The following is a 16127-nucleotide window of genomic DNA, read 5'->3' as shown; positions in this document are numbered from 1 at the left end:
CGCACCGAAGATGGCAAAGCAGATTAAGGGCATCCTGGGCGAGAAGCTCGGCATGACCCAGGTCTGGGACGAGAACAACCGGGTCGTCCCGGTGACCGTCGTCAAGGCTGGGCCCAATGTCGTGACCCAGGTCCACACCGCTGACAGCCCGGCCGGCTACGACGCCGTCCAGATCGGCTTCGGCGAGATCGACCCCCGCAAGGTGAACAGGCCCCTCGCGGGTCACTTCGCCAAGGCCGGTGTCACCCCGCGTCGCCACCTGGTCGAGCTCCGGACCTCGGACGCGTCCGAGTACACCCTGGGCCAGGAGATCACCGCCGAGCTGTTCGAGGCGGGTGTCAAGGTCGACGTGACCGGCACCTCCAAGGGCAAGGGCTTCGCCGGTGTCATGAAGCGCCACAACTTCCGGGGCCTCGGCGCCGGTCACGGTGTGCAGCGCAAGCACCGCTCGCCCGGCTCGATCGGTGGCTGCGCCACCCCGGGTCGCGTGTTCAAGGGCATGAAGATGGCCGGCCGGATGGGCCACGAGCGTGTGACCACCCAGAACCTGACCATCCATGCCGTTGACGCGGAGAAGGGGCTGCTCCTGATCAAGGGCGCAATCCCGGGCCCGAACGGCGGCCTCATCCTCGTCCGCACCGCGGCGAAGGGGCTGTGAGGATATGAGCACCATTGACATCCTGTCGCCCTCGGGTGACAAGACCGGCAGCCTCGAGCTGCCGGCCGAGATCTTCGACGCGAAGGTCAGCGTTCCGCTGATGCACCAGGTCGTCGTGGCGCAGCTCGCTGCGGCCCGTCAGGGCACCCACAAGACCAAGACTCGCGCCGAGGTCCGCGGTGGCGGCAAGAAGCCGTACCGCCAGAAGGGCACCGGCCGCGCCCGTCAGGGCTCGACCCGTGCGCCGCAGTTCGCCGGCGGTGGCGTCGTGCACGGTCCCGTGCCGCGCGACTACTCGCAGCGGACCCCGAAGAAGATGATCGCCGCCGCCCTGCGCGGTGCGCTCACCGACCGGGCCCGCCACAACCGCATTCACGTCATCACCGACGTGACCGCGACCGAGGCGCCGTCGACCAAGGCCGCCAAGGGGCTGTTCGGCAAGATCACCGACCGCAAGAACGTCCTCCTGGTCGTCGAGCGCTCGGACGAGCTGGGCCTCAAGTCCGCTCGCAACCTGCCGAACGTGCACATCCTGGACGCCGGTCAGCTGAACACCTACGACGTGCTCGTCTCCGACGATGTGGTCTTCACCCAGGCCGCCTTCGAGCGTTTCGTGGCCGGTCCGGCCGCGTCCGCCAAGGCCGTGGCTGCTGAGGGCGAGCTCGAAGGGAGCGCCGCCTGATGGCTGCAGAGATCACGAGCAAGACGTTCACGGACCCCCGTGACGTCCTGGTGAAGCCGGTCATCTCCGAGAAGAGCTACAGCCTTCTCGACGAGAACAAGTACACGTTCATCGTGTCGCCGGGCGCCAACAAGACCCAGATCAAGCAGGCCGTCGAGGCGGTCTTCTCGGTCAAGGTCGAGGCTGTCAACACGATCAACCGTCAGGGCAAGCGCAAGCGCTCCAAGACGGGCTTTGGCAAGCGCAAGGACACCAAGCGCGCCATCGTGACGCTGGCCGAGGGCAACCGCATCGACATCTTCGGTGGTCCGGTCTCCTAACGGAGATCGTGATCGTCGATAAGGACGAGGACGAGAGAGCCAAATGGGCATCCGCAAGTACAAGCCGACTACGCCGGGCCGTCGCGGCTCCAGCGTGGCCGACTTCGTAGAGATCACGCGGTCCACCCCGGAGAAGTCGCTGGTTCGCCCCCTGCACAGCAAGGGCGGCCGTAACAACGCCGGTCGGATCACCGTTCGCCACCAGGGTGGCGGTCACAAGCGCGCCTACCGCGTGATCGACTTCCGTCGTCACGACAAGGACGGCGTGCCGGCCAAGGTCGCGCACATCGAGTACGACCCGAACCGCACCGCGCGCATCGCGCTCCTGCACTACGCGGACGGCGAGAAGCGCTACATCATCGCCCCGCGTGGCATCACGCAGGGTGACCGGATTGAGAACGGCCCTGGCGCCGACATCAAGCCGGGCAACAACCTGCCGCTCCGCAACATCCCGGTCGGTACCACCATCCACGCGGTGGAGCTGCGTCCCGGTGGCGGTGCCAAGATGGCCCGCTCCGCCGGTTCCGGCATCCAGCTGCTGGCGCGTGAGGGCAAGATGGCGCACCTGCGCATGCCCTCCGGCGAGATCCGCCTGGTGGACGCGCGTTGCCGCGCCACCGTCGGCGAGGTCGGCAACGCCGAGCAGTCGAACATCAACTGGGGCAAGGCCGGCCGTATGCGCTGGAAGGGCGTTCGCCCGACCGTGCGTGGTGTCGCCATGAACCCGATCGACCACCCGCACGGTGGTGGTGAGGGTAAGACCTCTGGTGGCCGCCACCCGGTCTCGCCGTGGGGCCAGAAGGAGGGTCGTACCCGTCGCCCGAAGAAGGCGTCGGACGCTCTCATCGTGCGCCGCCGCAAGACCAACAAGAAGCGCTAGGAGCAGGTCAGATGCCGCGCAGTCTCAAGAAGGGCCCCTTCATCGACGGCCACCTTCTCAAGAAGGTGGACGCGCAGAACGAGGCGGGTACCCAGAACGTCATCAAGACCTGGTCCCGTCGCTCCGTGATCTTCCCGGCCATGCTCGGCCACACGATCGCGGTGCACGATGGCCGTAAGCACGTCCCGGTGTTCGTCACCGAGTCGATGGTCGGCCACAAGCTCGGCGAGTTCGCGCCGACGCGTACCTTCCGCGGTCACGTCAAGGACGACCGCAAGTCGAAGCGTCGCTAGTCGCCAGCGAGATTACCGACTCAATGACTTACACCAGCAAGGGGACAACCATGGAAGCCAGGGCCCAGGCGCGGTACATCCGCGTCACGCCCATGAAGGCCCGCCGCGTGGTGGACCTCATCCGTGGCCTTCCGGCCACGGAGGCCCAGGCCGTCCTGCGTTTCGCTCCGCAGGCCGCCACCGTGCCGGTCGGCAAGGTGCTCGACAGCGCCATTGCCAACGCCGCGCACAACTACAACCACTCCAACGTGGACGACCTCGTCATCAGCGAGGCGTACGTTGACGAGGGTCCGACCCTGAAGCGGTTCCGTCCGCGTGCGCAGGGTCGTGCCTACCGGATCCGCAAGCGGACCAGCCACATCACCGTGGTCGTCAGCAGCAAGGAAGGGACCCGGTAATGGGCCAGAAGGTTAACCCGCACGGGTTCCGCCTCGGCATCAGCACGGACTTCAAGTCCCGCTGGTACGCCGACAAGCTGTACAAGGACTACGTCAAGGAAGACGTTGCCATTCGTCGCATGATGACGAAGGGCATGGAGCGCGCCGGCATCTCCAAGGTCGAGATCGAGCGCACCCGCGACCGCGTCCGCGTCGACATCCACACCGCCCGTCCCGGCATCGTCATCGGGCGTCGTGGCACCGAGGCCGACCGCATCCGCGGCGACCTCGAGAAGCTGACCGGCAAGCAGGTCCAGCTGAACATCCTCGAGGTCAAGAACCCCGAGCTGGACGCCCAGCTCGTGGCTCAGGGCGTCGCGGAGCAGCTGTCCTCCCGCGTCTCCTTCCGTCGTGCCATGCGCAAGTCGATGCAGGGCACCATGAAGTCCGGCGCCAAGGGCATCAAGGTCCAGTGCTCCGGTCGTCTCGGCGGCGCCGAGATGAGCCGTTCGGAGTTCTACCGCGAGGGCCGTGTGCCGCTGCACACCCTGCGCGCGAACGTCGACTACGGCTTCTTCGAGGCCAAGACCACCTTCGGCCGCATCGGCGTGAAGGTCTGGATCTACAAGGGCGACGTCAAGAACATCGCCGAGGTCCGCGCTGAGAACGCCGCTGCCCGCTCGGGCAACCGCCCGGCCCGTCCCGAGGGTGGTCGTCCCGCCCGCGGTGGCGAGCGCCGTGGTGGCGAGCGCGGTGGCCGCGGCCGTCGTCCCGCCGCTGCCGAGGCCCCCGCGGCCGCGGCCGTCGAGGCTCCGGCTGCCGAGAACACCGGAACGGAGGCCTGACCCAATGCTGATCCCCCGTAGGGTCAAGCACCGCAAGCAGCACCACCCGAAGCGCCGTGGCGCTGCCAAGGGTGGCACCGAGCTCGCGTTCGGCGAGTACGGCATCCAGGCCGTCACCCCGGCCTACGTGACGAACCGGCAGATCGAGTCCGCTCGTATCGCCGTCACCCGTCACATCAAGCGTGGCGGCAAGGTCTGGATCAACATCTACCCGGACCGTCCGCTCACCAAGAAGCCGGCCGAGACCCGCATGGGTTCCGGTAAGGGTTCGCCCGAGTGGTGGATCGCGAACGTGCACCCGGGTCGGGTCATGTTCGAGCTGTCGTACCCCAACGAGAAGGTGGCTCGTGAGGCGCTGACCCGCGCAGCTCACAAGCTCCCGATGAAGTGCCGGATCATCCGGCGCGAGGCAGGTGAGAGCTGATGTCGGCCGGCACCAAGGCTGCTGACCTCCGCGAGCTGGACAACGAGGGTCTCGTTGCCAAGCTCCGTGAGGCCAAGGAGGAGCTGTTCAACCTCCGCTTCCAGGCGGCGACCGGGCAGCTCGACAACCACGGACGGCTCAAGCTCGTCCGTAAGGACATCGCGCGGATCTACACCCTGATGCGCGAGCGCGAGCTGGGCATCGAGACGGTGGAGAACGCCTGATGACTGAGAACACCAACGAGACGCGCGGTTTCCGCAAGACCCGTGAGGGTCTCGTCGTCAGCGACAAGATGGACAAGACCGTCGTCGTCGCCGTCGAGGACCGCGTCAAGCACGCTCTGTACGGCAAGGTCATCCGCCGTACGAACAAGCTGAAGGCGCACGACGAGGCGAACGCCTGCGGCATCGGCGACCGGGTCCTCCTCGCGGAGACCCGCCCGCTGTCCGCGACGAAGCGCTGGCGCGTCGTCGAGATCCTCGAGAAGGCCAAGTAACGAAGTTGATGCGGTACGGCCGTATGTGCACCGGGTCCCTTGCGGGCGCCGGTGTGAGCAGCGGCCGGCCCGTCAGCTCTCGTTGACGATCAGGAGAAAGCTGTGATCCAGCAGGAGTCGCGACTGCGTGTCGCCGACAACACGGGCGCGAAGGAAATCCTTTGCATCCGCGTTCTCGGTGGTTCCGGTCGCCGCTACGCCGGTATCGGGGACGTCATCGTCGCGACCGTCAAGGACGCGATCCCCGGCGGTTCGGTGAAGAAGGGTGACGTCGTCAAGTGCGTCGTCGTCCGTACCGTGAAGTCGCGTCGTCGTCCGGATGGCTCGTACATCCGCTTCGACGAGAACGCCGCGGTCGTTCTGAAGAACACCGATGGTGACCCCCGTGGCACCCGCATCTTCGGCCCGGTGGGCCGCGAGCTGCGTGACAAGAAGTTCATGAAGATCATCTCGCTTGCGCCGGAGGTGCTCTAACTCATGGCGAACAGCATGAAGATCAAGAAGGGTGACCTGGTTCAGGTCATCACCGGCAAGGACAAGGGCAAGCAGGGCAAGGTCATTCAGGCCATGCCGGCTGAGAACAAGGTCCTGGTCGAGGGTGTGAACCGGGTCAAGAAGCACACCAAGCCGGGTCCGGGCACCCAGGGTGGCATTGTCACCGTCGAGGCTCCCGTCCACGTCTCCAACGTCCAGCTGGTCGTGGAGAAGGACGGCAAGAAGGTCGTCACCCGCGTTGGTTACCGCTTCGACGACGAGGGCAACAAGATCCGCGTTGCCAAGCGAACCGGTGAGGACATCTGATGTCTGAGACGTCTGTTGAGAAGGTGACCCCCCGCCTCAAGGAGCGTTACAACTCCGAGATCAAGGGTCAGCTGCAGGAGCAGTTCTCGTACGAGAACGTCATGCTGACGCCCGGCCTGGTCAAGGTCGTCGTCAACATGGGTGTCGGCGAGGCCGCCCGTGACAGCAAGCTGATCGAGGGCGCGATCCGCGACCTGACCGCGATCACCGGTCAGAAGCCGGCCGTGACCAAGGCCCGCAAGTCCATCGCGCAGTTCAAGCTGCGCGAGGGCCAGCCGATCGGCACCCACGTCACCCTCCGTGGTGACCGCATGTGGGAGTTCCTGGACCGTCTGGTGTCGCTGGCCCTGCCGCGTATCCGTGACTTCCGTGGTCTCTCCCCGAAGCAGTTCGACGGCCGTGGCAACTACACCTTCGGTCTGACCGAGCAGGTTATGTTCCACGAGATCGACCAGGACAAGGTCGACCGTCAGCGCGGTATGGACATCACCGTCGTGACCACCGCTCAGACCGACGACGAGGGCCGGGCGCTCCTGCGCGCTCTGGGCTTCCCGTTCAAGGAGGCGTGAGCCAATGGCGAAGAAGTCCCTCATCGCGAAGGCCGAGCGGAAGCCGAAGTTCGGCGTCCGGGCCTACACCCGGTGCCAGCGCTGCGGCCGTCCGCACTCGGTGTACCGCAAGTTCGGCCTGTGCCGTGTGTGCCTCCGTGAGATGGCGCACCGCGGCGAGCTGCCGGGCGTGACCAAGAGCTCCTGGTAGTCCAGGACCTCGCGGTAACGCCATAGCGAAGCAGGTGTGCCCGATCCCACGGTGCCCCTTTTTTGGGGCTGCGTACGGAATCCCGTAGGGTAGTGGGGTCGGGCCCCCTGTCGCGACGGCTCCATAGCCGTCGTCGACCCTCTTCGGAGGGCTCGCACCCAGTCTTACGACGCCGCAGGTCCCCTGCGTCTGTGCCCCCGACGCACTCCTCGGAGTGCCCCGGGGGGACCTGGCGCGGAGAAACCACGGCGAGAGAGGCCTGAGGCCATCATGACCATGACCGACCCCATCGCAGACATGCTCACGCGTCTGCGTAACGCGAACTCGGCGTACCACGACACCGTGGCGATGCCGGCCAGCAAGATCAAGGCGCACGTCGCCCAGATCCTGCAGCAGGAGGGGTACATCTCCTCCTACAAGGTTGAGGAGCCGGTTGAGGGCGAGGTCGGCAAGAAGCTGACCATCGAGCTCAAGTTCGGCCCCAACCGTGAGCGCTCGATCGCTGGCATCAAGCGGATCAGCAAGCCGGGCCTGCGGGTCTACGCAAAGTCCACCAACCTGCCGAAGGTGCTCGGCGGCCTGGGCGTGGCGATCATCTCCACGTCCTCCGGTCTCCTCACCGACAAGCAGGCTGCCAAGAAGGGCGTAGGCGGAGAAGTTCTCGCCTACGTCTGGTAATTCGGGAAACGGAGGTACAGCAATGTCTCGCATTGGACGGCTGCCCATCTCGGTTCCCGCCGGCGTGGACGTCACCATCGATGGCCAGGCGGTCTCGGTGAAGGGCCCGAAGGGCTCCCTCACCCACGTTGTCGCCGCGCCGATCGAGATCGGCAAGGGCGAGGACGGCACTCTGGCTGTCACCCGCCCCAACGACGAGCGTCAGTCGAAGGCCCTGCACGGCCTGACCCGCACGCTGGTGGCGAACATGATCACCGGCGTGACCGCGGGCTACCGCAAGTCGCTGGAGATCAGCGGTGTTGGTTACCGTGTGACCGCGAAGGGCTCCGACATGGAGTTCGCGCTCGGTTACAGCCACCCGATCCTGATCACTGCGCCGGAGGGCATCTCCTTCGTCGTCGAGTCGCCCACCAAGTTCCACGTGGACGGCATCGACAAGCAGAAGGTCGGCGAGGTCGCCGCGAAGATCCGCAAGCTGCGCAAGCCCGACCCGTACAAGGCCAAGGGTGTCAAGTACGCGGGCGAGGTCATCCGCCGCAAGGTCGGAAAGAGTGGTAAGTAAGCGATGAGTGTCTCTGTCAAGATCGGCAAGGGCAACGCCTACAAGGCCGCCGCTCGCAAGCGTCGCGCGATTCGCGTTCGCAAGCGCGTCGTCGGCACCGAGGTGCGTCCGCGCCTCGTTGTGACGCGCTCGAACCGCCACATGGTCGCCCAGGTCATCGACGACGCCAAGGGTCACACCCTGGCGTCGGCGTCCACCCTCGACGTGTCCATCAAGGGCGCCGAGGGCGACAAGACCGAGCTGGCCAAGAAGGTCGGGAGCCTGGTCGCCGAGCGCGCCAAGGCCGCCGGCATCGAGTCGGTCGTCTTCGACCGCGCGGGCAACCGGTACGCCGGCCGCATCGCCGCCCTGGCGGACGCGGCCCGCGAGGCCGGGCTCGACTTCTAAGCCGCTCGTCGACTCTGTCGGCGGACGTAATCGAGAGAGGTAATTCCAATGGCTGGACCCCAGCGCCGCGGTAGCGGCGCCGGCGGCGGCACCGGTGGCGAGCGGCGCGACCGTAAGCGTGACGACCGGGGCAACGCCCCCGCCGTCGAGAAGACCGCTTACGTCGAGCGCGTTGTCGCGATCAACCGTGTCGCCAAGGTTGTCAAGGGTGGTCGTCGCTTCTCCTTCACCGCGCTGGTCGTGGTGGGCGATGGTGACGGCACCGTGGGTGTCGGTTACGGGAAGGCGAAGGAGGTTCCGGCCGCCATCGCCAAGGGTGTTGAGGAGGCCAAGAAGAACTTCTTCAAGGTCCCCCGTATCCAGGGCACCATCCCGCACCCGATCCAGGGTGAGAAGGCCGCCGGCGTCGTGCTGCTGAAGCCCGCCGCCCCCGGTACCGGTGTTATCGCCGGTGGTCCGGTGCGCGCCGTCCTGGAGTGCGCCGGCATTCACGACATCCTGTCGAAGTCGCTCGGCTCGGACAACGCGATCAACATCGTGCACGCCACGGTGGCCGCTCTGAAGGGCCTCGTGCGCCCCGAGGAGATCGCCGCCCGTCGTGGTCTGCCGCTGGAGGACGTGGCCCCCGCCGCTCTGCTGCGGGCGCGTGCTGCTGGGGTGAGCGCCTGATGGCTCGCCTCAAGATCACGCAGACCAAGTCGTACATCGGCAGCAAGCAGAACCACCGTGACACCCTGCGTTCGCTTGGTCTCAAGCGCATGCACGACGTCGTGGTGAAGGAGGACCGTCCCGAGATCCGCGGGATGGCCCAGACGGTCCGTCACCTGGTGACGGTTGAGGAGGTGGACTGATCATGGGCGAGAACCCGATCAAGATCCACAACCTGCGTCCCGCCCCGGGTGCCAAGACCGACAAGATCCGTGTGGGTCGTGGTGAGGCCTCCAAGGGTAAGACTGCCGGTCGTGGTACCAAGGGCACCAAGGCCCGCTACCAGGTTCCGCAGCGCTTCGAGGGTGGCCAGATGCCGCTCCACATGCGTCTGCCGAAGCTGAAGGGCTTCAAGAACCCGTTCAAGATCACGTTCCAGGTCGTCAACCTCGACAAGCTGGCCGAGCTCTACCCGCAGGGTGGCGCGGTCACGGTCGAGGACCTGGTCGCCAAGGGCGCGGTTCGCAAGAACTCCCTCGTCAAGGTGCTCGGCACCGGCGAGGTCTCGGTTGCGCTGCAGGTGACGGTCGACGCCGTCTCCGGCTCCGCCGCCGAGAAGATCAAGGCCGCCGGCGGTACGGTCACCGAGCTCGTCTGAGCCCGCTGAACCCGCCGAAAACCGGCTTCGAGCCCCGCACCTCCTTCGGGAGGTGCGGGGCTCGTGCTTTTACCGCGCCTTTTGTCCGACGGCCGGAATCAGGCGCCCGGGCCGTCGTTCTTTTGTGTGGCAAACCCGGGCATCCCGTACCCCCGTGAGTGGGGGAGGGACGGTACGCGCTTCTTTCGAGTGGCCGCGCACTGTTAGAGTCCGTGGAGTTCCCTTGTAGGCTGCGCGTAGGCTCGCCTGTGCCGTCTGTACGGGAGCCCGTACCGCCAAACTCCCCATTCAGGACCGACCCTCCCGCCGACGACGCGCGGGAGGCGCAGGAGGCACCGTGCTCAGTGCGTTCGCGCGGGCGTTCCAGACGCCCGACCTGCGCAAGAAGCTGCTGTTCACGCTGGGCATCATGGTGCTGTTCCGGCTGGGCTCGCACATCCCGATTCCGGGCGTGAACTTCGAGGCGGTCAACGCCTGTGTGAGTGCCAACAAGAAGAACGGCCTGTTCGGGCTCGTCAACCTGTTCAGTGGTGGCGCGCTCCTTCAGCTGACGATCTTCGCGCTCGGCATCATGCCGTACATCACGGCGAGCATCATCCTCCAGCTCCTCACGGTCGTGATCCCGCGACTGGAGTCGCTGAAGAAGGAGGGGCAGGCCGGCCAGACGAAGATCACCCAGTACACCCGGTACCTGACCATCGCGCTCGCGGTGCTCCAGGGCACCGGCATCGTGGCCACGGCCTCCAGCGGCGCGCTGTTCTCCGGCTGCCCGGTGGCGAATCAGGTCGTCCCGGACACCGGGGTGTTCCGGATCGCCGTCATGGTCATCACGATGACGGCCGGCACCACGGTCATCATGTGGCTGGGTGAGCTGATCACCGACCGCGGTATCGGCAACGGCATGTCGCTGCTGATCTTCACCTCGATCGCCGCCCAGTTCCCGTCCTCGATGTGGGCCATCAAGCAGTCGGGCACCATCGGCGGCGGCTGGGTCGAGTTCCTCTCCGTGGTCGCGGTCGGCGTCATCGTTGTGATGCTGGTCATCTTCGTCGAGCAGGCCCAACGCCGGATCCCGGTCCAGTACGCGAAGCGCATGATCGGCCGCCGGGCGTTCGGCGGTACCTCGACCTACATCCCGCTCAAGGTGAACCAGGCCGGTGTCATCCCGGTCATCTTCGCCTCGTCGCTGCTGTACATCCCCGCCCTGGTGGTCCAGCTGACCAACAGCCAGGCGGGCTGGGCGCTCTGGATCAGTCGGAACTTCATCAAGGGTGACCACCCGATCTACATGGCCACCTACTTCCTGCTGATCGTGTTCTTCGCCTTCTTCTACGTCGCCATCTCCTTCAACCCCGAAGAAGTTGCCGACAATATGAAGAAGTATGGTGGCTTCATCCCGGGCATCCGGGCCGGCCGGCCCACGGCCGAGTACCTGAACTACGTGCTCACCCGCATCACGTGGCCGGGTTCGCTCTACCTGGGCATGATCGCGTTGATCCCGATGATCGCCCTCGTCGCCTTCGGACAGCAGACCAACTTCCCGTTCGGCGGCACCAGCGTGCTCATCGTCGTCGGCGTCGGACTCGAAACTGTGAAGCAGATCGAGAGCCAGCTCCAGCAGCGCAATTACGAAGGGTTCCTCCGCTGATGCGTATCGTCCTCGTTGGTCCTCCCGGGGCCGGGAAGGGTACTCAGGCGCACCTGCTCGCCAAGACCCTGTCCATCCCCCACATCTCCACCGGCGACCTGTTCCGCGCGAACATCGGCCAGGGCACCCCGCTGGGGCTCGAGGCCAAGAGCTACATGGACGCGGGTCGCCTGGTGCCGGATGAGGTCACCATCGGGATGGCCAAGGACCGGATGCTCCAGGAGGACGCCGGCAACGGCTTCCTGCTCGACGGCTTCCCCCGCAACCTCGGCCAGGCCAAGGCGCTCGACGAGTTCCTCGCCGAGCAGGGCATCGAGCTGGACGGCGTCCTGGACCTGGAGGTCCCCGAGGACGAGGTCGTGCGCCGGATCGCCGGCCGCCGCCTGTGCCGCAACGACGGGGGCCACGTGTTCCACGTGGACTACAACCCGCCGAAGGTCGAGGGCGTCTGCGACGAGTGCGGCGGCGAGCTGTACCAGCGCTCGGACGACACCGAGGAGAAGGTGCGCACGCGCCTGGAGGTCTACCACACGGAGACCGAGCCGATCATCGACTACTACGCCCAGCAGGGCCTGGTGGCCACGATCTCGGCCCTCGGCAAGGTGGACGAGGTCACCCAGCGCGCGATCGAGGCGCTGAAGAAGAACGGCTGAGTTCGCTCGGCGAGGTACGCGTGGAACGGCCGGGTCGCCCGTGGAGCGGGCGGCCCGGCCGTTTCCGTCGTCGTACGGTGGTAGGCAGTGGTAATCCGGACTTGGAAGGCGTGACCCTGATGGTGGAGATCAAGACCCCCGAGCAGATCGCGAAGATGCGGGCGGCCGGGCTGATCGTCGCGGAGGCCCTCAAGGCCTGCCGCGAGGCGGTCGCTCCCGGGGTGACCACCCAGGAGCTCAACGACATCGCCGACAAGGTCATCACCGACCACGGCGCCACCTCGAACTTCCGCGCCCACCACGGCGGCCTGTGGTTCCCGGGGGTGATCTGCGCCTCGGTGAACAACGAGGTCGTGCACGGCATCCCGGGGGAGCGGGTGCTGCAGGAGGGCGACATCATCTCCATCGACTGCGGCGCCATCCTGGACGGCTGGCACGGCGACTCGGCGATCACCGTCGCGGTCGGCGAGGTCCGCCCCGAGGTCGAGATGCTCAGCCGGGTGACCGAGGGCTCGATGTGGGCCGGCATCGCCCAGATGAAGAAGAACAACCGCCTGGTGGACGTCTCCAAGGCGATCGAGGGCTTCATCCGCCGCCAGCCGCTGCCCCCCAAGGGCAAGTGGGGCATCACCGAGGGCTACGGCGGCCACGGCATCGGCACCGCGATGCACATGGAGCCGCACGTGCTGAACTACGTCGAGCGCGGCCGCGGCAAGGGCCCCAAGCTGGTCCCCGGCACCGTGCTGGCGATCGAGCCGATGGTCTCGCTGGGCACCCCGCACACCACCGTGCTGGAGGACGACTGGACGGTCGTCACCAACGACGGCACCTGGGCCTCGCACTGGGAGCACTCGGTGGCCGTCACCGAGCAGGGCCCGCTGGTGCTGACCGCCTTCGACGGCGGCAAGGCCGAGCTCGCCAAGCTGGGCATCACCGCGGCTCCGGACCCGCTCGGCTAGTCGCCGGGGTGGCCAACTGCCGCCGCTGACAAGGGATCAGAGCCCTGGAGGTTTGGACCTCCAGGGCTTTTGTCCTATTTTTAACGGCTGGCAGTGGCAGTTGGCTTACGAGCGAGCAGGAGAGAGCACGTGCTCAAGGGATTCCGCGACTTCATGATGCGCGGCAACGTCATCGACATGGCGGTCGGTGTGGTCATCGGCGCCGCGTTCACCGCGGTGGTGACCGGCTTCGTCTCCGCCTTCCTCACCCCGCTGGTGGGCGTGGTGGTCGGCGCGGCCGGCGACTTCAGCTCGTACACCGCGACGGTCCTCGGGGTGAAGTTCCCGTACGGGCAGTTCCTGAACGTGCTGATCGCGTTCTTCATGACGGCCGCGGTGCTGTACTTCTGCGTGGTGCTGCCGATCACCAAGGCGACCGCGAAGTACCTGCCGAAGAAGCCGAAGACCCCGATGCGCCCCTGCCCCGAGTGCCTGACCGAGATCCCGGAGGCGGCCCGCCGCTGCTCGGCCTGCACCGCGCACGTCGATCCGCTGACCGTCCCCGCCGGGGTCTGAGCCGCCGGGTGTGACGACGGCCTCCTTCCGGGGCCCCGTTTTGGCCCGTGGGACGCGCTGGCGTAGGATGGACCGTCGGCTCACTCGTAGCGTGCTTCAGCGCGCCCTCTTTCCCCTGTGGAAGGGGTGAACCCAGGTTCGCACGAGCGTTCCGCATACGGTAGCCGGTCCCGGAAGGTGGATCTCGCAGTTCATGGCTAAGAAGCAAGGCGCCATTGAGATCGAGGGCACCGTGATCGAGTCTCTTCCGAACGCGATGTTCAAGGTCGAGCTGCAGAACGGTCACAAGGTCCTCGCGCACATCAGTGGCAAGATGCGCATGCACTACATCCGCATCCTGCCGGACGACCGGGTCGTCGTGGAGCTCAGCCCCTACGACCTCACGCGCGGCCGGATCGTCTACCGCTACAAGTAAGAACGTCAGATCTAGACCCGGAGAACCTGAAACATGAAGGTCAAGCCGAGCGTCAAGAAGATCTGCGACAAGTGCAAGGTGATCCGCCGTCACGGCCGGGTCATGGTGATCTGCGACAACCTGCGCCACAAGCAGCGCCAGGGCTGATCTCTCCCCAGCATTTCTCGTAGTACTTCGCGCGACGCGAAAAACGTCATACGCGGGCTACCCGATCCGTCCCGTTCGCGGACGGAATGCCTCCCCCGGTCAGAGGCCGGGGCTCCCTCACCGTGAGGTGTCGGAGTAGGTAGCACGCAAGACCTCTGAAGAACCACAGGAGCCTTGAATGGCACGCCTCGCCGGCGTTGATCTCCCCCGTGAGAAGCGGATCGAGATCGCCCTTACGTACGTGTACGGCATCGGCCGTACCCGCGCCCAGCAGACCCTCGCCGAGACCGGCGTCAACCCGGATGTCCGCGTTCGCGACATCACCGAGGACGACCTGGTCAAGCTCGGCCAGTACATCGACGCCAACTACACGGTCGAGGGTGACCTCCGCCGTGAGGTGGCCGCCGACATCCGCCGCAAGGTCGAGATCGGCTGCTACGAGGGTCTGCGTCACCGCCGTGGCCTGCCGGTCCGCGGCCAGCGCACCCACACCAACGCGCGTACCCGCAAGGGCCCGCGTCGCGCGATCGCCGGTAAGAAGAAGCCGGGCAAGAAGTAGTCCGTCCCGTAACCGGACATCCCTCCGGCCCGCGGGTCAGCGGACCGACCACCTCAGTAGGAGAACAGACTTATGCCCCCCAAGGGTCGTCAGGCTGCCGGCGCGAAGAAGATCCGCCGCAAGGAAAAGAAGAACGTCGCTCACGGCCACGCGCACATCAAGAGCACGTTCAACAACACCATCGTTTCGATCACCGACCCCGCGGGCAACGTGATCTCCTGGGCCTCTGCCGGCCACGTCGGCTTCAAGGGCTCGCGCAAGTCCACCCCGTTCGCCGCGCAGATGGCCGCCGAGGCCGCTGCCCGTCGCGCGCAGGAGCACGGCATGCGCAAGGTTGACGTCTTCGTGAAGGGTCCGGGCTCCGGCCGCGAGACCGCGATCCGTTCGCTCCAGGCCACCGGCCTGGAGGTCGGCTCGATCCAGGACGTCACCCCCACCCCGCACAACGGCTGCCGTCCGCCGAAGCGCCGCCGCGTCTGACGCAGCGCCTTCGGGCACTCGGTAGTACTGCTTGAAACCTCGTACGGGCTCCCACGTAGTGATTCGTCGCTTCCTGCGGGAGCCCGTACGCTTGGTCCTGTCGGCATCAAATAGTGGGTGCCGAAGACAACTGGAGGAACACCCCCCATGCTTATCGCTCAGCGCCCCTCGCTGACCGAAGAGGTCGTCGACGAGTTCCGCTCGCGGTTCGTGATCGAGCCGCTGGAGCCGGGCTTCGGCTACACCCTCGGCAACTCCCTGCGCCGCACGCTCCTGTCGTCGATCCCGGGTGCCGCTGTCACCAGCATCCGCATCGACGGCGTCCTGCACGAGTTCACCACCGTGCCGGGCGTCAAGGAGGACGTGACCGACCTCATCCTCAACATCAAGCAGCTGGTCGTCTCCTCGGAGCACGACGAGCCGGTCGTGATGTACCTGCGCAAGCAGGGCCCGGGTGTCGTCACCGCCGCCGACATCGCCCCGCCGGCGGGTGTCGAGGTGCACAACCCCGAGCTGGTCCTCGCCACGCTGAACGGCAAGGGCAAGCTGGAGATGGAGCTGACCGTCGAGCGCGGTCGCGGCTACGTCTCCGCCGTCCAGAACAAGGCCTCCGGCCAGGAGATCGGCCGCATCCCGGTCGACTCGATCTACAGCCCCGTGCTGAAGGTCACCTACAAGGTCGAGGCCACCCGTGTCGAGCAGCGGACCGACTTCGACAAGCTGATCGTCGACGTCGAGACCAAGCCCGCCATGCGTCCGCGCGACGCCATGGCCTCGGCCGGCAAGACCCTGGTGGAGCTGTTCGGTCTCGCCCGCGAGCTGAACATCGACGCCGAGGGCATCGACATGGGCCCGTCCCCGACGGACGCCGCCCTGGCCGCCGACCTGGCGCTGCCGATCGAGGAGCTGGAGCTCACGGTCCGCTCCTACAACTGCCTCAAGCGCGAGGGCATCCACACCGTGGGTGAGCTCGTCGCCCGCTCCGAGGCCGACCTGCTCGACATCCGCAACTTCGGTGCGAAGTCGATCGACGAGGTCAAGGCGAAGCTGGCCGGCATGGGCCTGGCCCTCAAGGACAGCCCGCCCGGGTTCGACCCGACCGCCGCCGCCGACGCCTTCGGCGCCGACGACCTGGACGACGCGGGTTACGCCGAGACCGAGCAGTACTAAGAGATTTGGCCGCGGGGGCGGTTCCACGGAGCCGCCCCCGTCGTCATGGAAAGTCGTACCGGCAACAGTGCCG

At 66.6% G+C, this 16127-nt stretch carries 29 protein-coding genes; all 29 read left to right on the top strand.

Annotated features, from left to right (window positions below; genetic code table 11):
• Window positions 1–10 precede the first annotated feature (10 nt).
• Entirely contained in the window at window positions 11–658 is a 648-nt protein-coding gene (gene rplC / locus ABTZ03_RS04345) for a 50S ribosomal protein L3 (protein WP_350511317.1), read from the top strand.
• 4 nt (window positions 659–662) lie between these two features.
• Window positions 663–1340 carry a 50S ribosomal protein L4 gene (gene rplD, locus ABTZ03_RS04340; protein WP_350511316.1) on the top strand — a complete coding sequence of 226 codons (678 nt, stop codon included), beginning with the start codon at window positions 663–665 and terminating at the stop codon, window positions 1338–1340.
• Window positions 1340–1660, top strand: coding sequence for a 50S ribosomal protein L23 (gene rplW, locus ABTZ03_RS04335; protein ID WP_030055819.1), 321 nt, complete (start codon window positions 1340–1342; stop codon window positions 1658–1660). The genes rplD and rplW overlap by 1 nt, the downstream gene beginning before the upstream one ends.
• 43 nt (window positions 1661–1703) lie before the next feature.
• Window positions 1704–2540 carry a 50S ribosomal protein L2 gene (gene rplB, locus ABTZ03_RS04330; protein WP_031063050.1) on the top strand — a complete coding sequence of 279 codons (837 nt, stop codon included), beginning with the start codon at window positions 1704–1706 and terminating at the stop codon, window positions 2538–2540.
• 11 nt (window positions 2541–2551) lie between these two features.
• Window positions 2552–2833 carry a 30S ribosomal protein S19 gene (gene rpsS, locus ABTZ03_RS04325; RefSeq protein WP_030055821.1) on the top strand — a complete coding sequence of 94 codons (282 nt, stop codon included), beginning with the start codon at window positions 2552–2554 and terminating at the stop codon, window positions 2831–2833.
• 50 nt (window positions 2834–2883) lie between these two features.
• Window positions 2884–3231: a 50S ribosomal protein L22 gene (gene rplV, locus ABTZ03_RS04320; protein ID WP_030055822.1), complete on the top strand. Its 348-nt coding sequence runs from the start codon at window positions 2884–2886 to the stop codon at window positions 3229–3231.
• The gene (gene rpsC, locus ABTZ03_RS04315) at window positions 3231–4055 is read left to right on the top strand and encodes a 30S ribosomal protein S3 (protein ID WP_030280775.1); all 825 of its coding nucleotides are present in this window, start codon (window positions 3231–3233) and stop codon (window positions 4053–4055) included. The genes rplV and rpsC overlap by 1 nt, the downstream gene beginning before the upstream one ends.
• A gap of 4 nt (window positions 4056–4059) precedes the next feature.
• Complete coding sequence (gene rplP / locus ABTZ03_RS04310; protein ID WP_030055824.1) at window positions 4060–4479, top strand: 50S ribosomal protein L16; 420 nt, start codon at window positions 4060–4062, stop codon at window positions 4477–4479.
• Window positions 4479–4703: a 50S ribosomal protein L29 gene (rpmC, locus tag ABTZ03_RS04305; protein ID WP_063348970.1), complete on the top strand. Its 225-nt coding sequence runs from the start codon at window positions 4479–4481 to the stop codon at window positions 4701–4703. The genes rplP and rpmC overlap by 1 nt, the downstream gene beginning before the upstream one ends.
• The gene (gene rpsQ, locus ABTZ03_RS04300; RefSeq protein ID WP_030055826.1) at window positions 4703–4975 is read left to right on the top strand and encodes a 30S ribosomal protein S17; all 273 of its coding nucleotides are present in this window, start codon (window positions 4703–4705) and stop codon (window positions 4973–4975) included. The genes rpmC and rpsQ overlap by 1 nt, the downstream gene beginning before the upstream one ends.
• 102 nt (window positions 4976–5077) lie before the next feature.
• Window positions 5078–5449 carry a 50S ribosomal protein L14 gene (gene rplN, locus ABTZ03_RS04295; protein ID WP_030393301.1) on the top strand — a complete coding sequence of 124 codons (372 nt, stop codon included), beginning with the start codon at window positions 5078–5080 and terminating at the stop codon, window positions 5447–5449.
• 15 nt (window positions 5450–5464) lie between these two features.
• A complete protein-coding gene (gene rplX, locus ABTZ03_RS04290; RefSeq protein WP_030232484.1) occupies window positions 5465–5776 on the top strand; it encodes a 50S ribosomal protein L24 in 312 nt (103 codons plus the stop codon).
• A complete protein-coding gene (gene rplE / locus ABTZ03_RS04285; protein ID WP_030300393.1) occupies window positions 5776–6345 on the top strand; it encodes a 50S ribosomal protein L5 in 570 nt (189 codons plus the stop codon). The genes rplX and rplE overlap by 1 nt, the downstream gene beginning before the upstream one ends.
• 4 nt (window positions 6346–6349) lie before the next feature.
• Window positions 6350–6535 carry a type Z 30S ribosomal protein S14 gene (locus ABTZ03_RS04280; RefSeq protein WP_030393303.1) on the top strand — a complete coding sequence of 62 codons (186 nt, stop codon included), beginning with the start codon at window positions 6350–6352 and terminating at the stop codon, window positions 6533–6535.
• A 270-nt stretch (window positions 6536–6805) separates the two neighbouring features.
• Entirely contained in the window at window positions 6806–7213 is a 408-nt protein-coding gene (gene rpsH, locus ABTZ03_RS04275) for a 30S ribosomal protein S8 (protein WP_030232489.1), read from the top strand.
• Window positions 7214–7235: 22 nt separating this feature from the next.
• A complete protein-coding gene (gene rplF / locus ABTZ03_RS04270; RefSeq protein ID WP_350511315.1) occupies window positions 7236–7775 on the top strand; it encodes a 50S ribosomal protein L6 in 540 nt (179 codons plus the stop codon).
• 3 nt (window positions 7776–7778) lie between these two features.
• A complete protein-coding gene (rplR, locus tag ABTZ03_RS04265; RefSeq protein WP_218198393.1) occupies window positions 7779–8162 on the top strand; it encodes a 50S ribosomal protein L18 in 384 nt (127 codons plus the stop codon).
• A gap of 48 nt (window positions 8163–8210) precedes the next feature.
• A complete protein-coding gene (gene rpsE / locus ABTZ03_RS04260) occupies window positions 8211–8831 on the top strand; it encodes a 30S ribosomal protein S5 (protein ID WP_030393306.1) in 621 nt (206 codons plus the stop codon).
• The gene (rpmD, locus tag ABTZ03_RS04255) at window positions 8831–9013 is read left to right on the top strand and encodes a 50S ribosomal protein L30 (protein WP_030251557.1); all 183 of its coding nucleotides are present in this window, start codon (window positions 8831–8833) and stop codon (window positions 9011–9013) included. The genes rpsE and rpmD overlap by 1 nt, the downstream gene beginning before the upstream one ends.
• 2 nt (window positions 9014–9015) lie before the next feature.
• Complete coding sequence (gene rplO, locus ABTZ03_RS04250; protein WP_188301631.1) at window positions 9016–9468, top strand: 50S ribosomal protein L15; 453 nt, start codon at window positions 9016–9018, stop codon at window positions 9466–9468.
• Window positions 9469–9805: 337 nt separating this feature from the next.
• On the top strand, window positions 9806–11116 hold the full coding sequence (gene secY / locus ABTZ03_RS04245; RefSeq protein ID WP_350511314.1) for a preprotein translocase subunit SecY: 1311 nt from the start codon (window positions 9806–9808) through the stop codon (window positions 11114–11116).
• Window positions 11116–11769: an adenylate kinase gene (locus ABTZ03_RS04240; RefSeq protein WP_350511313.1), complete on the top strand. Its 654-nt coding sequence runs from the start codon at window positions 11116–11118 to the stop codon at window positions 11767–11769. Before secY ends, ABTZ03_RS04240 begins: the two co-directional genes overlap by 1 nt.
• A 119-nt stretch (window positions 11770–11888) precedes the next feature.
• Window positions 11889–12728 carry a type I methionyl aminopeptidase gene (gene map, locus ABTZ03_RS04235; RefSeq protein WP_350511512.1) on the top strand — a complete coding sequence of 280 codons (840 nt, stop codon included), beginning with the start codon at window positions 11889–11891 and terminating at the stop codon, window positions 12726–12728.
• A 129-nt stretch (window positions 12729–12857) separates the two neighbouring features.
• Window positions 12858–13283 carry a large conductance mechanosensitive channel protein MscL gene (mscL, locus tag ABTZ03_RS04230; RefSeq protein ID WP_350511312.1) on the top strand — a complete coding sequence of 142 codons (426 nt, stop codon included), beginning with the start codon at window positions 12858–12860 and terminating at the stop codon, window positions 13281–13283.
• A gap of 193 nt (window positions 13284–13476) precedes the next feature.
• Window positions 13477–13698: a translation initiation factor IF-1 gene (infA, locus tag ABTZ03_RS04225; protein WP_003956442.1), complete on the top strand. Its 222-nt coding sequence runs from the start codon at window positions 13477–13479 to the stop codon at window positions 13696–13698.
• A 33-nt stretch (window positions 13699–13731) separates the two neighbouring features.
• Entirely contained in the window at window positions 13732–13845 is a 114-nt protein-coding gene (gene rpmJ / locus ABTZ03_RS04220) for a 50S ribosomal protein L36 (protein ID WP_003956441.1), read from the top strand.
• 178 nt (window positions 13846–14023) lie between these two features.
• Entirely contained in the window at window positions 14024–14404 is a 381-nt protein-coding gene (rpsM, locus tag ABTZ03_RS04215) for a 30S ribosomal protein S13 (RefSeq protein ID WP_350511311.1), read from the top strand.
• 72 nt (window positions 14405–14476) lie between these two features.
• Window positions 14477–14884 carry a 30S ribosomal protein S11 gene (gene rpsK, locus ABTZ03_RS04210; RefSeq protein ID WP_030232513.1) on the top strand — a complete coding sequence of 136 codons (408 nt, stop codon included), beginning with the start codon at window positions 14477–14479 and terminating at the stop codon, window positions 14882–14884.
• A gap of 147 nt (window positions 14885–15031) precedes the next feature.
• Window positions 15032–16054, top strand: a complete 1023-nt coding sequence (locus ABTZ03_RS04205) for a DNA-directed RNA polymerase subunit alpha (RefSeq protein ID WP_030055844.1) — start codon at window positions 15032–15034, stop codon at window positions 16052–16054.
• The last annotated feature ends 73 nt before the right edge of the window (window positions 16055–16127 follow it).

It is taken from the genome of Kitasatospora sp. NPDC096077 (genome assembly GCF_040303245.1).
In the GTDB taxonomy this organism is placed as follows: Bacteria; Actinomycetota; Actinomycetes; order Streptomycetales; family Streptomycetaceae; genus Kitasatospora.
Note: the sequence above shows the minus strand (reverse complement) of the source record. Positions and strands in the feature narration are given on the sequence as shown.

Coding starts and splice junctions, on each gene's coding strand:
- rplC (WP_350511317.1), top strand. CDS start 11: ATGGCAAAGCAGATTAAGGGCATCCTGGGCGAGAAGCTCGGCATGACC.
- rplD (WP_350511316.1), top strand. CDS start 663: ATGAGCACCATTGACATCCTGTCGCCCTCGGGTGACAAGACCGGCAGC.
- rplW (WP_030055819.1), top strand. CDS start 1,340: ATGGCTGCAGAGATCACGAGCAAGACGTTCACGGACCCCCGTGACGTC.
- rplB (WP_031063050.1), top strand. CDS start 1,704: ATGGGCATCCGCAAGTACAAGCCGACTACGCCGGGCCGTCGCGGCTCC.
- rpsS (WP_030055821.1), top strand. CDS start 2,552: ATGCCGCGCAGTCTCAAGAAGGGCCCCTTCATCGACGGCCACCTTCTC.
- rplV (WP_030055822.1), top strand. CDS start 2,884: ATGGAAGCCAGGGCCCAGGCGCGGTACATCCGCGTCACGCCCATGAAG.
- rpsC (WP_030280775.1), top strand. CDS start 3,231: ATGGGCCAGAAGGTTAACCCGCACGGGTTCCGCCTCGGCATCAGCACG.
- rplP (WP_030055824.1), top strand. CDS start 4,060: ATGCTGATCCCCCGTAGGGTCAAGCACCGCAAGCAGCACCACCCGAAG.
- rpmC (WP_063348970.1), top strand. CDS start 4,479: ATGTCGGCCGGCACCAAGGCTGCTGACCTCCGCGAGCTGGACAACGAG.
- rpsQ (WP_030055826.1), top strand. CDS start 4,703: ATGACTGAGAACACCAACGAGACGCGCGGTTTCCGCAAGACCCGTGAG.
- rplX (WP_030232484.1), top strand. CDS start 5,465: ATGAAGATCAAGAAGGGTGACCTGGTTCAGGTCATCACCGGCAAGGAC.
- rplE (WP_030300393.1), top strand. CDS start 5,776: ATGTCTGAGACGTCTGTTGAGAAGGTGACCCCCCGCCTCAAGGAGCGT.
- ABTZ03_RS04280 (WP_030393303.1), top strand. CDS start 6,350: ATGGCGAAGAAGTCCCTCATCGCGAAGGCCGAGCGGAAGCCGAAGTTC.
- rpsH (WP_030232489.1), top strand. CDS start 6,806: ATGACCATGACCGACCCCATCGCAGACATGCTCACGCGTCTGCGTAAC.
- rplF (WP_350511315.1), top strand. CDS start 7,236: ATGTCTCGCATTGGACGGCTGCCCATCTCGGTTCCCGCCGGCGTGGAC.
- rplR (WP_218198393.1), top strand. CDS start 7,779: ATGAGTGTCTCTGTCAAGATCGGCAAGGGCAACGCCTACAAGGCCGCC.
- rpsE (WP_030393306.1), top strand. CDS start 8,211: ATGGCTGGACCCCAGCGCCGCGGTAGCGGCGCCGGCGGCGGCACCGGT.
- rpmD (WP_030251557.1), top strand. CDS start 8,831: ATGGCTCGCCTCAAGATCACGCAGACCAAGTCGTACATCGGCAGCAAG.
- rplO (WP_188301631.1), top strand. CDS start 9,016: ATGGGCGAGAACCCGATCAAGATCCACAACCTGCGTCCCGCCCCGGGT.
- ABTZ03_RS04240 (WP_350511313.1), top strand. CDS start 11,116: ATGCGTATCGTCCTCGTTGGTCCTCCCGGGGCCGGGAAGGGTACTCAG.
- map (WP_350511512.1), top strand. CDS start 11,889: ATGGTGGAGATCAAGACCCCCGAGCAGATCGCGAAGATGCGGGCGGCC.
- infA (WP_003956442.1), top strand. CDS start 13,477: ATGGCTAAGAAGCAAGGCGCCATTGAGATCGAGGGCACCGTGATCGAG.
- rpmJ (WP_003956441.1), top strand. CDS start 13,732: ATGAAGGTCAAGCCGAGCGTCAAGAAGATCTGCGACAAGTGCAAGGTG.
- rpsM (WP_350511311.1), top strand. CDS start 14,024: ATGGCACGCCTCGCCGGCGTTGATCTCCCCCGTGAGAAGCGGATCGAG.
- rpsK (WP_030232513.1), top strand. CDS start 14,477: ATGCCCCCCAAGGGTCGTCAGGCTGCCGGCGCGAAGAAGATCCGCCGC.
- ABTZ03_RS04205 (WP_030055844.1), top strand. CDS start 15,032: ATGCTTATCGCTCAGCGCCCCTCGCTGACCGAAGAGGTCGTCGACGAG.